Here is a 14,162-nt window from a genome sequence, read left to right as displayed (position 1 = left end):
TTTCAGGGGAACTCGCCATCACTCGATATCCCCGCAACCAACGGCCAGTCCGCCGGCAGCGCGCCGCCGGCGCCCGGTGCAACGCCGCCGAGGCAGGTCCGTGTCCGAATTGCTGTTTTGCTGCAATCCCCGAATTGCGCCAGTCAACCAGACCAGCGCAAGGGCTTCTCGTGTTCGCTAGAGCGGAGACGAGATCAGAGGGCGCCGTAAATGGTATTGCGCAGGTCGACGGTGAACTGCCCCCACATACCCTCCAGCGCAGTATTGGTTAGCGCCACGACCGTCAGTTCCTTCTGTGGATCCACAAACCAGCTGTGACCATAAACCCCGCCCCAGCGATAGGTGCCCTTTGACCACGGTGCCTGCGCGGCGACGGGATCGGTGACCACGGCCCATCCGAAACCGAAGCCGATCCCGGGGTCCAGCGGCTGGCGCACGCCGTGCGCCTGGTCGCGGGTCATGAGGTCCACCGTCTCCTCGGAAAGAAGCGGTGCACCGCCTTTACGGATTGTCTCCAGTATCTTGAGCACCTCATGCGCCGTCCCTGCCATGCCGGCGCCGCCGGAATGATAGGACTCGAGATCGAAGATGCGGTCTGGCGCGAACTTCACCGTTCCGGTCAATGCCACGACGGATGCTTCCGCTCCCATGCGCTCGGGCTCGGGCGAGGCGTTCTTATAGGCCGCCGCCAGTCTCTCGCGGTCAGTAATGTGGAACGCGGTGTCGCGTAGTCCAAGCGGGCCGGTCACAAGCCTTTCGATCGCCTCGCCAAGCCTGGTGCCGGTTTGCTTTTCGATGACACCGCCGATGACATCCATCGACAGCGAATATTGCCAGTTTGTGCCCGGCGTGAAGAGCAGGGGCGCGCTTGCGATACGCCGGAGGTTTTCGGCCAGCGACAGGCCAGGCTCCGCCAGCCCATCGGAAACGCCAGCGCGAACATAGGGGCCATTTTCCTCCGTGAACCCGTAGGTGAGACCGGCTGTATGCGTCAGGAGATCGCGGATACGGATCACAGGTTCGTTGCCATCCGCGAGATGCGGCCGGAAATCCGGCAGCCATCTCGTCACAGGATCGTCCAGTTCGATCAGCCCCTGTTCGACAAGGCGCATGGCCGCAATCGCAACGATCGGCTTCGTTGCCGATGCCAGGCGGAAGATCGTATCCTCCGTCATGGCGCGGTTCGCCTCGCGGTCGGCCAGGCCGGCAGCGCGGTGGTAGACGAGTTCCCCATGCCGAGCAACGAGAACGACCGCACCCACGAGCCGACTTTCGAAGAGCGTGTGATCGATGACGGCGTCGAGGCTTCTAGCCAGGGAATTGTCTGCAACAGCAGTTTCGAGAGGGAGACTCATGCGACCAAACCTCCTATATCACAATGATCGTTCCTGAATAACCTGAACCGATTTTGATTTCTAGAGTGATCGTTGTGAAAAATAAGGATAGCGATAAAGAATCTACGGCACGCAAGCGTGGCCGCCCGCCGGCTTTCGATCGCGAGACGGTGCTTGCGGCTGCGCGCGACGTTTTCTGGGAGCATGGTTACGACGGCTCGTCGATCGCCGATCTCACGGCATCCATGGGCATCACGCCGCAAAGCCTCTATGCGGCGTTTCAGTCCAAGGCAGACCTCTACCGGGAGGCTCTTGACCAATATCGCCGTATGCCCCGGCCCTATCCGGGCAATCCGTTGAGGGAGCAGATTGATACGGTTTCCGCCTTCGAACGTTTCCTGATAAATTCGGCGATGATCTTTACGGCCCCCGATCACCCGAAAGGCTGCATGATTTCCACGGCCGTGCTGAACTGTGCCTCCGAAAACGAAGATATTGCCTATCATGTGTCCTCGCTTCGCCAGCAGACGCTCGATGCCTTCACAGCGCGTATCGAGAGCGGAATAGCGGATGGGGAGCTTCGCCCCGACACGAATGCAAGATCATTGGCGCGTTTTCTCGGCGCAATCGTGCAGGGCATGTCCGTCCAGGCGCGTGACGGGGCCACGTCGGAGGAACTGATGGAAATGGTGACGCACGCCATGAACGAACTCGGCCGCTACCATTCCAGCTGAAGAAGAGCTGATATGCCCTATGTACCCGAAGGCTATGCGTGGTGAGCTGACATCGCCCACGCGATGCCAGCAAATCAGACCCACAGGCCGAGCGCGATTGCCGACCTTGGGTCCACAACATCCTTCAGTACTTTGTGACGGCGGCATCGCTGGCGAGCTTGCGCTCCAGTTGCCTTCTGAACTCCTTCTTCTGAACGTTTGACGCGAACCGGGTCTTCCTGAGCGAATCCTCCGCCACCCGAGATACGGATGTGCCGAGAATGCGCTGTAACGTTGACATCAAAGTTGCCTTGTCGTTGTCGAAATCGCCGTGATGTCTGGCGTCGCTTGCGCTGCCTGGCGCGAGGAGCCATCGGAGGCGGTCTCCGTCGAATATGGATGCCTGGGAGGCGTCCACATCCTTCGCCAGGCCCAACAACGGAATTCCAGGCCGTATGGCGGGGATGTGCGGAGATTTTTCGAATGCGTTGCTGACGAGATAGAGCAGCGACTTATGATAGATCTGGGCGCAGTCGTCATCCTGTTCCGTTGCGTCGTCCAGCGTATAGAGATCGAATTCTTCGATCGCCTTGCTCTTTATTGCAGGAAGATACGCCTTTTTGAAAAGTTCGATCGTGCAGGCCGGAGCCCAGAGGTTCAAGCTTTTGATCGGGACTTTCGCCGAGGCGAATTTCTCGACCAACGGGGCGTGGAATATCGATCCAGCACTATGACCAACCAGGTGAATCTCATCGATTTTTCCAGCTTTATACAGGTCGATAAGGTGATCACCGACGAGCCTTGCCGAGCCGTTCTTGTTGCTGGTAGCCAGGAGTGCGTTCTCCTTCATCTCGTCCCAAAGAGCTTTCCCGCCCAGATTCCTCGCAAGCACTTCGAGTGTGTCGTCAAGCCGATCGAGCATGAAGTCCTTGGCCCGGTCGAGAACGTCCTCGTCACGGCGGCGTCCGACGGCATCGCGCAGGATGTTCTCGATCGTCGTCCACGCGTCCGAGCGCCAGATGAAAGATAAAGGATAAACCTGCGACTGCAGCAACGGCGCGAGATTGCTCGACACCGTTTGAATTGCGCCGTCCTGACCAACGAGGCCACCGTGGGCGTACAAGAGTACCCTTTTCCGCTTCCAGGATTTCATCGCCGCGGGCATCCGCTCCGTAACGAGCGTCTTCAACCCCTCCGACGTCAGACCATAGGTGCCTTTGTCGTCCAGAACTCCGTCGTTCTTTGAGGTTATGATGTACGGCCTCAGATCGGCGTAGATCTGGCTCTCGTAGCTTCGCGGCGCGTTGGCACGCATATTGGCGGTCGCCAGGGAGGAGGTAAGATCGACGGGCGCACCGAGAGCGGCGACCCAGACATCCGAGCCGTTTGCAAGCCAGTCGGCATAGGAGAGATTCGCGAGCCCGCCCGTGCCCCATTTGCCGCCCCAGCTGTTCTGGATCCAGAAACCACGCCTGTCGAAACCGACGATGGCGAAGGCGTGTCCACCGATCACGCCGGGACGGTACTCGATGTTCTCGTCGCCAGACTTCACCGCTTGCCAGCCGTCGTGTACGCGCGCGGTGGCATATAATATCCCTGTCTCGGAAATTGCGGCGTGCATCGACACCAGGTCTTTATGATTGACCCGGAAATATGCTCCAAGCGGCCGGGCCAAAGCATCTGCCGACCGTTTTTCTTCGAGGGTCGGGTCAGGGTCTCGCTCCTTCCAGAGCGCGTAAGCACAGAGGCCATGTTTGAACCAGCCCTTCATCGCGCCGCGCGCGCTCGAGCCGTTGTAATTCTCGCCGGGCCATTCGTCGTAGCGCTTTGCCATCGCATACAGCATCCACGCGCTGACTTCGTCCGCGGTTGGATTCTGGCCTCTTGCTCTCAGCAGGTAATTCGCCACGGTCGCGAGACCGAACCCCGTACACGCTCCCTCGCTTCCTTGATCCAGGATCGGGATCTTGAAGTTACGATATGCCTGCAGGTCCGATTTCGCCGGAACACGGACCAGCGTTGGTATGAAGATCGTATCTCGAAAGTCTATTGTGTCCGGTAAAGCATCGAATGTGCGTGCTGGGTCTTTCTTGGACGTTGGCATGCTGGACCTCCGGTGCTGAGACGAGTGATTATGAGAGGAAAAGCAGATCCGTCGGGATCGTCAGCATCGACCGATCGCAGGGCTCTTCGCGTCGATTATCAGTCGTTCCGCGACGAGATTAACGCTGGTCGGCAGGAATATCGGCACAGGACTGACTTTGGCCGGCAGCAGCAATCCAACAGGGAAAGGATAGCTGTTCGACCAGGTCAGATCCGACGTTCTCCCGCTTGGCTTTCTCCAGTGTGATCTGCCGTATTCTCTTGTTTCCGTCGTAGAAGAGTAGAAAGCGGTAAATGTGATCGGGGATTTTCGCCGCTGCCTTTGCGTCCGTCATCGATGTTGTCGTCGACGTGTTGCTTTGCGAGCCTGTGGCCGAACCTGACGCGGGCACGATCGGAGGTTCGGTGGCGACGTTTGCCAAAGCGTCCAGTATCTGGCTCCGACGTGTGGCTACAATTGTGATCGGGCTCTGTTCTGCTGAGGTGACGGAGTATCGATTGAGCCTGAACCCGTCCAGGCAGGCGGCGACTTCCGTTCTCGACTTGTTGACGCCCGTGCAGGAAAGCACGGCTTCCCCGGTATTGTCCTCGACCTGCTCGAGATTATCGGCAATCTGTTCCAGGTAGATCGAATTTGGCTTGAAGCCGAGACGCAAGCCCGTCGCGAAATAATCGATCAGCCTTTTATCCGGAAGTACCTCAAGATCGTCGGGAATTATCTTGAAGTCCGATAACTTGTTCCAATCACGTCCCTGGAAGCACGTCCTGGAGCCGCGGGTATAGAGGTCCTGCCTGCCGCCCATTTCCAGCAATTCGTAGATTGTCCGGAGCGTGTCGATGTCATTAAAGCCGAAATTGCTGAAAATTGTCTGCCGAAGCTGCCGGCAGTCGTTTTCGACGATCGGGCCTGTTCCATATGCGACTTTCGAAAGCATCGCGCGTTTATCGTCATCCGCGGCAAGGCTGGAGAACAGGGTATTCTTCTGATCCCCGATTGCCGGCATTTGGATCGACAGCATATTCGTATTGACGTTCGAATAGTCCGGTGCGGGCAGATCCCGGGTTAGCTCGCTCCAACCTATGTCGTTGCCGGCGACCATCGATCTCCGGAACTTTACAGTTGCGGTCAGAGTGCCCACCTCATCATCGCCTTGCGGAGTGGTGAGGACGAGAACGCGTTTGATCACACCGTCACGCGATCTCTCGGCGAAACCGAAGGTCGCGTTCGATGACTCTTCGAAGCTATAGTAAGAGGTGAGAATGCTGTCGGTAATTTCGGTCGCAGCGTCCAGCGCGGGTTTTGCCGCCTCCGAAACAACTCCTCCTCCGGCGACGTCTATGAGTGGCTTAACGCGATCCAGCAGGGCTTTCACATCGAAGTTCGCCTTGGTCGTCGCGCGGGCCTTCAGGACGAAGCTCAGAGGGTCGTTGTCGTAGCGTATATACGGCGTGCTGAACTCAAAATCGCTATTGGTGCCGAACGTGCGCTCGGTGTTGTTGGCCATGTAAGAATAGATTGGACGCTCGGTCGATACGTAGCTACCCAACCGCGGTGCCACCGAAATCGTGATTTCATCGGTGTCAGCCGACGTGAAAATCCGCTTGAACATCGCGCCGATCGACGCGGTGCTTCGCGATCCCGGCGGTCTCGACTTAAGTTCGAAACGGAACGTCAAAGCGGCGTAGTATTCGCCGGCTTGAGGGATAAAGCCGCCATTCCAGTTGTCGCAGCTTGTCTGGTTTATATTCAGACCACGCCACGACGCGCTGCCTTGGCCCTGGCACGTCTGTTGAGCGCCAGCGCCTCCACACATCGCGAAGAACAGGAAGAAAATCACAAGCAACTTCCGCATTCCAGCCCCCGCCAGACGACCTGAATCGACATGCGTGCACGGCCGGCACGCGTTCATCTAATCCATGTCATGAAGAAAAATTGCAAGTTTAAGTAAAGTCAGTCGTCGGATTTTGTCAAGCGATATCCGCCTCAGATCGAGGCCGCGTGAATGCGCGACGATGCAGGCGTCGAGGCGAAATGGTTGGCGATATAGGCGCTCAATACCTCCGAACCGGCTGCGGCTTCTCTTGCAGAACGTGCTACCGCTTCTGAAGCGAACGCAAATACTTCGACATGAAATGCGCAGCTTACGGTCATGCCGGACACGACCAACGTTGTGAATGTAAGTGCCTGCGGCTTCGTCCTCTAATACCCAAGGGGCGCCGATTGCTGCGATGGGCGGTACCGAAATCCATTTGCAAACTACATTAGATTGCATTACCGTCCATAACACTTGGGGGTTATAAACCTCGCATTGCATTTCGGCTTTTTGTTTTCCTGTTGCTCGTCATTCGGAAGGCCCTGCATGCACCCAGATAGCCAGTTCACACACGCCGATAACACGACCCTCATCTTCAACGAGCTGAAATTTCGCTCGCTGACGGTCAAGAACCGGCTCTTCCGATCCAACATATCAGGCCAGTTCGACGACTATAACGGCCACGGCGGCAATGCCCGGCTGAACTGGGAGGAGAAGTTCGCGCGGGGCGGGATCGGCTGCATCATTTCATCCTTTACCCCGGTCTCCGTGCGCGGCCGTATCCTCGTGCGTTACGCGATGATCGACGACGACGACAAGATCCCGTTCTGGCGGGAGGTCGGCCACCGCGTCCACAGCCATGACTGTCGGTTCATCATGCAGCTCAGCCATTCCGGCCGCCAGCAGGACATGGGCGGCGTCGAAAACCTGTTCAACAGGGGCCTGAGCTCGACGAACAAGAGCGATTACTTCCATGGACTGCTCGCCCAGGCGATGACGAAACCCGAGATCGCCGAGGTTGTTGAGCAGTTCGCGCAAGGGGCGCGGCGCGCACGCGAGGCAGGGCTCGACGGTGTCGAGCTTCACGGCGCCAACGGCTATCTGCTGACGCAGTTCCTGAGCTCCGGCATCAACGACCGGACGGATGAATATGGCGGCGGCTGGGAGGGGAGGGCGCGTTTCGTGCTCGAGATCGTCAGGGCGATCCGCCGCGAGGTTGGCCAGGACTTTCATTTGCAGATGAAGATCAACGGCGTTGACCACAATGACTGGCTCTATCCCTGGATAAAAAAGGGCAACACGCTCGACGAGACCGTCAAGATCTGCACGATGCTGCTCGACGGGGGCAAGGGCGTCGACTCCTTTCATGTTTCCAGCGGTTCGACCTTTCCGCATCCGCGCAATCCGGCCGGCGACCTGCCGCTGAACGACCTGCATCGGTGGTACGACGGCATGCTCTCGCAGGGCACGCGAGCGCCGATGAATTATGCGATCTTTTCCAATCCCCTGCTGGGGCGCGCCTTCCAGGCGCTCTGGCGCTGGCGTCGGGGCAAGGTCATCGAGGGCATCAATCTCGATTATGCGCGCGCCGTTTCCGAAGCGATCGGCAAGATCGACCCTGCGATCAAGGTGCTCTGTACCGGCGGGTTCCAGCATGCCGACAGGATCGCCGAGGCCATCCGCTCGAAAGCCTGCGATGGCGTCAGCATGGCCCGCCCGCTGGTCGCCAACAACGATCTGCCGAAGATCCTCGCCGAGGCCAACGGCCCGGAGAAGGAATGCACCTACTGCAACAAGTGTCTGCTCAACGATCTCGAAAACCCGCTCGGCTGTTATGACCTCAGCCGGTTCGACGGCGCGACTTTCGAGGATCGCTACAGCGAGATGATCAAGCAGGTCATGTCGGTTTTCGAGCCGCCGACCTTCCATTGAGGCCCGCATCGCACGCGCATCCGGAGGGGATCCATGAGCAGCGACAACGACCGCAAGACACCCGTCGAGATCGCCGTCGCCCGCCACCGCCGCTGGTGGCTGGCGGTCGTGGTGCTGCTGTTGCTCGCGCTCGTCTACTATCTGGTTTTCGTCAACCAGTATGTCGTCGCGTTCAAAAGTCAGAGCGAGCATTTCATGCATGGCTCGATCGGCAGCGAGACGGCGACGGGGCCGCCCTATTGGGTCTTCAAGGCCTTGCCGGTCATGTATGCCGACAGGCTCGGGCCGGAAGGCTGGAGCCGCTTCGGTTTCCTCTACGAAAAGCCGGGCGACGATCTTCCGATCGGGGTGTCGCGCCGCGTGGTCTCAGGCGTCGAGCGGGTCTGGCTCAACTGTTCCGTCTGCCATGTCGGCACCTATCGTCTGCCCGGCGATCCGGTTCGCCACCTCATTGCCGGCGCGCCGTCCAACAATCTGCGTCTGCAGGAATTCATCCGTTTCTTCATCGACGTCGGCCGCGATCCCGGCTTTACCGCCGATACGCTGATTGCGACGATCGATAGCCCCAAGGTTGGCGGCGACCTCAATGTCTTCGAGCGGCTGATCTATCGCTACGTGGTCTTTCCAAGGATCAAGAGCGCCTTCCTCGATCTCGGCACACAGCTCGATTTCGTCAAGCGTCAGGAGGATTGGGGTCCCGGCCGCGTGGATACGTTCAATCCTTACAAGGCGCTGCAGTTCAACTTTCCCATGGACGAGGCTCATATATCAGGCGCGGCGCTGAACGGCTCTTCCGACTATCCCGCCATCTGGCGCCAGCGCCCCCGAGAGGGCATGAACCTCCATTGGGACGGCAACAATGATTCCGTCGCCGAACGAAACCTGAGCGCCGCACTCGGCGCCGGCGTGACGCCTGTGACGGTCGACCGGGCATCGATCGCGCGCATCGAGGACTGGATGTGGGATCTGCCTTCGCCCCCATTCCCTTCCGCAGCCAAGATCGATCAAGCGAAAGTGGCGGAGGGCAAGACGCTGTTCCTGCATTACTGTGCCGATTGCCACGGCTTCAAGGATGCGAACGACTACAGCTACGACAGGCGGCGTTTCACACGCCTCGGCAAGACGGTTCCGCTCGCTGATATCGGCACCGATGCCGGACGCTGGACCTCCTATACGGCAAATTTTGCCGCTGAGCAGAACCTGCTTTACGCCGGCTATCCCTGGCGCTTCAGCCGCTTCCACAAGACGGACGGCTATGCCAACCACCCGCTCGACGGCATCTGGGCGCGCTCGCCCTATCTGCACAACGGCTCGGTGCCGACGCTACGCGATCTGCTCGAGCCGAGCACCAGGCGGCCGCCCGTCTGGTTTCGTGGCAGCGACGAATTCGATCTCGCCAGGGTGGGCTACCGCTCGGATCAGTCGGCCGGAGGGGATCTCTTCCGCTACGACACGACGCGACCCGGCAATGGCAATGCCGGCCACGAAGGATATCGCTACGGCACCGAGCTGCCGGACGCGGCAAAAGACGCCCTCGTCGAATATATGAAAACGCTATGACCCAGTCGCGCTCGCTCAGCAAATGGAAGGCACGGCATGCGGTCCTCGTCTGGATCGGCATCCTTCTGAACTTCGCCTTCGTCCTGCCGCTCATCTTTTGTCCGGAATGGATCCTCGGCCTCTTCGGAATTACCGTCAACCAGCTGATCTGGCCGCGATTTGCCGGTCTGCTGCTCGGAATCCTGTCGATCTTCTACATTCCGGCGACGCTCGATATCGACCGCTACCGCGTGTTCGCCTGGCTCGCGGTCTTCCCCTCCCGTACGCTCGGCACGGTTTTCTTCTTTTTTGCCGTCTTCGTCTTCGACCAGCCGCTCGGCTATCTCGCCGGCGTCTTCCTCGACGGATCGGTCGGCATCGCGACGCTTTTCTGTCTCCTGCGCATCCTGCGGCTCGAACAGAATATCGCCGAAGGGAGACCGGCATGAGGCGCGTCTTCTGGAAATGGCTTTTCGGCGTTCTGGTCCTGCTCGTCGTCGGCGCCTTCGCGCTGTTCTTCCTGCTCTTCCGGCCGGTGGCCCAGCCGCGGACAAACGATCTCGCGGAGGTTTTCAATCACGGTTCGATTGGCAATGAAGAAGCGCAGGGCATTCCCTACTGGATCTGGCGCGTCCTGCCGCAGCTCTTTCCCGAGCATCTGCCCGCCAACGCCGATGGCTACGGCGCCTTCGGCCTCTATTGGCGGGCCGGCGACGAGGTTCCGGTCGGCCTTTCGGTCAGGACGCTCGGCGTCATCGAGCGCGTCGCGCCGAACTGCGCCTTCTGCCACCAGGGCAGCTACCGGCTTCGCGCCGACGAGCCGGCGCGGCTGGTCGAGGCGGGGCCGGGAACGAGGGTCAATCCGCAGGCCTATATCCGCTTCCTGATCGCCGTCGGCGCCGATCCGCGGTTCACCGCCGACCGGGTGATGGCGGAGATCGGCAGGATCTACGACATGCCGCTCTGGGAACGGGCGCTCTATCGTTTCGTCCTGATCCCAGCGACCCGGTCGGCCTTGCAGGAACAGGGGCGACGCTTCGCCTGGATGAAGGATCGGCCGGACTGGGGTCCTGGCCGGATCGATCCCTTCAATCCGGTCAAGTTCCAGAATCTTGAACTGGCCGACGATCACACGATTGGCAATTCAGACATGATGCCGCTGTGGTCGCTTGCCGATCTCGCCGCCACCAACACGCGCCGTTTCTCGCTCCATTGGGACGGCTTGCAGACCGACCTCTACGAGACCGTAGTTTCCGGTGCGATCGGTGACGGCATGACCTACAAATCCTACGGGGGGACGGAAGAGGGGCTTCGCCGCATTACCGATTTCATTCGCCTGCAGGGACCGCCGCCGTCGCCCTTTTCTCCGCTCAAGCCAGAAGGCGATTCCTATCATGTCGATGCGGCGGCGGTAGACGCCGGTCGAGCGATCTATCTGGCGCGATGCTCCGTCTGCCACGATGCCAAGGGTGCGCGCTACCGGACCCCGGTCTCGATCGTCGAACTCGGCACGGACCGCCATCGCCTCGACATGTGGACCCCCGCGGCCCGCGATCGGTACGCGGCTTACGAGCCTGGTTATGCCTGGGGTTTTACCAACTTCCAGAAGACTGACGGTTATGTCGCGACGGGTCTCAGAGGTCTCTGGCTGCGCGGTCCCTACCTGCATAATGGCAGCGTCCCGACATTGCGCGCCCTGCTGCTTCCACCGGCCGAGCGGCCGACACAGTTCTACCGCGGCTACGATCTGGTGGATGCTGAGAACGGCGGGTTCGTGAGCGCGCGTGACACAGCGGGGCAACAGTACGGCACGCTTTACGATACGAGCCAGCCTGGCAACGGCAATGGCGGCCACCTCTGGGGCACGGATCTGCCTCAGGAGGCGAAGGAGCAACTGCTTTCCTATCTCAAGACACTTTGACCATCAGGAGGGGTCGATGGCAAACGTCAGACAGCGCATCGTACGGTTTCTCGCCTGGATCGTGGTGGCGGTCGTCACTCTTGCCGTCGTCGCCATTGTCGGGGTTGCGCTCATCGTCTGGTGGCTGATTGAGCCGGATTCCGGCCAATTCGGCCGTGTCGAGGATGAAGCGAAGAAAGTCCACCGTAAGGTCGAGGAATTTCCAGGGGCGAGCGAGTCTTACTTTGCGGCGATGGACAAGGGCCTGCTCTTGCCGCCGGCAGCCGGCGTCGATTATCCCGCCGAGATCAAGGAGGTCGCAACCGCCACCGGCCTCGATCCGGAGGCCGTTCGCAAGGCGGCGATCCGCGGGCAGAATGCCTGGATCGTCTGGACAGGCGGCAACGACAAGTTCTGGGATTTCGCCGCCCGTGCCACGATTGGCTCCTTCGATCTTCTGAAAACCATTTCGTCCCATCCGACGATGGCCTATGGCCGCGACAATCGCTTCCGCTATCTCGGGCTCGTCAATGAGCCCTGCTTCACGGCCGCGAAGAGCGCCGATCCCGATCATTGGGGCCTGTGGCTCGATCAGCGCGACAAGGACTGCGCAGCCGACAGTTTCGGCGGAAATGCCGAGGCCGATGCCCGTTATCCCGGCGTGCAGATCGGCTCGCGCGGTACCACGGTCAAGGTGAAGGGCGAAGAGAAGAAAATCCCGGTCGGCTCCTACTATGGCGAGCCGACAGGCGTCATGGGCCTGCGTCTCTTCCCTAACCCCGATTTCGACAGCAAGGCCGCCGAACATTGGGATGCGCTGCGCTACTACACCGATCCGTCCTATTACAACGACAAGGATCTCGTGCGACCTTATCGCGTCGGGATGTCCTGCGCCTTCTGCCATGTCGGTCCCAATCCGATCAATCCGCCGAAGAATGTCGAGAGCCCCGAATTTTCTGAAATCTCCTCCAATCCCGGCGCCCAGTATTTCTGGGTCGACCGCATCTTCTTCTGGAACACCAAGCCGCGCGCAAAGCCGGGGGAGCCGGCCCAGAACGAAGGCAACTTCCTCTTCCAGCTCTTCCACACGAACCCGCCGGGTTCGCTCGATACGTCGCTGGTCTCGAGCGATTACATGAACAATCCCCGCACCATGAACGCCGTCTACGACGTCCTGGAGCGGCTGCGCATCGGGGCGAAGACAGGCAAGGAAATCATCAAGGGGGACGAGAAGGACAACAAGCAGGCGCAGGACTATCCGCAAACCGCAGCCTTCGGTTCACTCTACGACAAGGCGACCGGCACCGTTGCCTCAATGCGCGTCCTGAAGGACGGCGCCGATTCCGTCGGCACGCTCGGCGCGCTCAATCGAGTCTATCTCAATATCGGCCTTTTCAGCGAAGAATGGCTGCTGCATTTCCGCCCCTTCCTCGGCGGGCAAAAGATCTCGCCGATCCGCATTGCCGATGCCCAGAAGAATTCGGTCTACTGGCAGGCGACTGAGGCGATGACACCAGACATGGCGATATTCTTCCTGGTTGCCGCCCGCGCCGATCATTTGAAGGATACGCCGGTCGGGGAAAAGGTGCTCGAAGCGCGCAATCCGGTCGAGGTCGAGCGCGGCAAGATCGTCTTTGCCGAAAACTGCGCGGCCTGCCATTCGAGCAAGCAGCCGGTGCCTGCGCCGGATCTCGGCGTCGATCAGGGCATATGCGCCGGCGGCGGGTCCGGCCCGCATTATCGCGAATGCTGGGATCGCTACTGGGCCTGGGCGCAGTCAGATGTCTTCAAGGCAGGCATGGTCAAGCTCGTCACCGAGAAGGATGCTGATGGAAAGGACTTCCTCGACGGCAATTACCTTTCCACGGAACGGCGCGTGCCGATGGATGTCGTGCGCACCAATGCCTGCAGCGCGATCGCCACCAATGGGCTTTCGGGCGATATCTGGGACAACTTCACCTCTTCTACCTACAAATCGCTGCCACCACCGCATGAGGTGACCGTCAATCATCCGGTTTCAGGGGCGGCGACGCCGCTGCAGGCGGCAGGCAATGGGCGCGGCTATCTGAGGCCGCCCTCACTCGTCAGCCTCTGGTCAACAGCGCCCTTCCTGCTCAACAATTCGGTTGGCCACGAAGACAGCTATTACGGGACCGACTACTACAATCAGGACTATGCCAGCGGTTACGGCGCCGGGCGAGGCACCTCTTGTCCAGCGGCGGACGCCCGCGATCCCTATATGCCCTGCATCGAAAACAGGCTTGCGGTCTTCGATCGGTCGATCCGCCAGATGCTCTCGCCGCAGACGCGCCGCATGGACAAGATGACCGAGGCGCCGGTGCCCGGCTATATCTACCGGACGAGCGCTCCCTCCTGCCTGATCGTGCCGCCGGGCTTCGTGCCCGACAAGGTGAGGCCCTTCACCGGCCTGTTGAGCCGAGTAGCCGGTTGGGCCTTCAAGAAGGACGGCTCGATCACTATCGGCCCGTTCCCGGCCGGCTTCCCAGTCAACGCGCTGACCAATACCGAGCTCCTGCCCGACAATGACGAGGAGGACAAGTTCGCCAATTACAAGAGGCTGATCGCCAACGGCCCGGCGCTGATCGGGGCCTTCTCCGAGCTCGGCGGTCAATGCACGCCGGAAGAGCTTGCCGATCCCGCCGTGCTCGCCAAGGCCGAGAAAGTGGTGCGAGACACCAGGCTCGTCGATCGCCTTGTAGGCTTGAGCAAATGTCCTGACTATGTCGTCAATGGCGGGCACACATTCGGCGCCGATCTTCCGCAATCGGACAAGAACGCCCTGATCTCCTATCTGAAGCAGTTCTGA

9 protein-coding genes are annotated in these 14,162 nt (G+C 60.1%); 6 read left to right on the top strand and 3 right to left on the bottom strand.

Annotated features, from left to right (window positions below; genetic code table 11):
• Window positions 1–194 precede the first annotated feature (194 nt).
• Complete coding sequence (locus FHT93_RS17080) at window positions 195–1,355, bottom strand: serine hydrolase domain-containing protein (RefSeq protein WP_183848540.1); 1,161 nt, start codon at window positions 1,353–1,355, stop codon at window positions 195–197.
• Between the two features lie 65 nt (window positions 1,356–1,420).
• Between FHT93_RS17080 and FHT93_RS17075 the strand changes: the two genes are divergently transcribed.
• Window positions 1,421–2,068 (top strand): TetR/AcrR family transcriptional regulator, encoded by a 648-nt coding sequence (locus tag FHT93_RS17075; RefSeq protein WP_183848537.1) that lies wholly within the window; start codon window positions 1,421–1,423, stop codon window positions 2,066–2,068.
• Window positions 2,069–2,192: 124 nt separating this feature from the next.
• On the opposite strand, the gene FHT93_RS17070 is transcribed toward FHT93_RS17075, so the two are convergent.
• Together FHT93_RS17070 and FHT93_RS17065 are read right to left on the bottom strand one after the other, a co-directional pair.
• Window positions 2,193–4,151, bottom strand: a complete 1,959-nt coding sequence (locus tag FHT93_RS17070; protein WP_183848535.1) for a C1 family peptidase — start codon at window positions 4,149–4,151, stop codon at window positions 2,193–2,195.
• A gap of 118 nt (window positions 4,152–4,269) precedes the next feature.
• Window positions 4,270–6,003 carry a hypothetical protein gene (locus FHT93_RS17065; protein WP_183848532.1) on the bottom strand — a complete coding sequence of 578 codons (1,734 nt, stop codon included), beginning with the start codon at window positions 6,001–6,003 and terminating at the stop codon, window positions 4,270–4,272.
• Window positions 6,004–6,510: 507 nt separating this feature from the next.
• On the opposite strand from FHT93_RS17065, the gene FHT93_RS17060 reads away from it, so the two are divergent.
• Genes FHT93_RS17060 through FHT93_RS17040 form a run of 5 tightly spaced genes read left to right on the top strand, consistent with a single transcriptional unit; the run spans window position 6,511 to window position 14,162 of the window.
• Window positions 6,511–7,896, top strand: a complete 1,386-nt coding sequence (locus tag FHT93_RS17060) for an NADH:flavin oxidoreductase (protein ID WP_183848531.1) — start codon at window positions 6,511–6,513, stop codon at window positions 7,894–7,896.
• 33 nt (window positions 7,897–7,929) lie between these two features.
• A complete protein-coding gene (locus tag FHT93_RS17055) occupies window positions 7,930–9,456 on the top strand; it encodes a cytochrome c (protein ID WP_183848529.1) in 1,527 nt (508 codons plus the stop codon).
• Window positions 9,453–9,884 carry a hypothetical protein gene (locus tag FHT93_RS17050; RefSeq protein WP_112542374.1) on the top strand — a complete coding sequence of 144 codons (432 nt, stop codon included), beginning with the start codon at window positions 9,453–9,455 and terminating at the stop codon, window positions 9,882–9,884. The genes FHT93_RS17055 and FHT93_RS17050 overlap by 4 nt, the downstream gene beginning before the upstream one ends.
• The gene (locus FHT93_RS17045) at window positions 9,881–11,356 is read left to right on the top strand and encodes a cytochrome c (RefSeq protein WP_183848527.1); all 1,476 of its coding nucleotides are present in this window, start codon (window positions 9,881–9,883) and stop codon (window positions 11,354–11,356) included. Before FHT93_RS17050 ends, FHT93_RS17045 begins: the two co-directional genes overlap by 4 nt.
• A gap of 16 nt (window positions 11,357–11,372) precedes the next feature.
• On the top strand, window positions 11,373–14,162 hold the full coding sequence (locus FHT93_RS17040; RefSeq protein WP_183848525.1) for a hypothetical protein: 2,790 nt from the start codon (window positions 11,373–11,375) through the stop codon (window positions 14,160–14,162).

Source organism: Rhizobium sp. BK379, assembly GCF_014193955.1.
GTDB lineage: Bacteria > Pseudomonadota > Alphaproteobacteria > Rhizobiales > Rhizobiaceae > Rhizobium.
The sequence above is the reverse complement of the archived record's forward strand: the minus strand, read 5'-3'. Positions and strand labels throughout refer to the sequence as shown.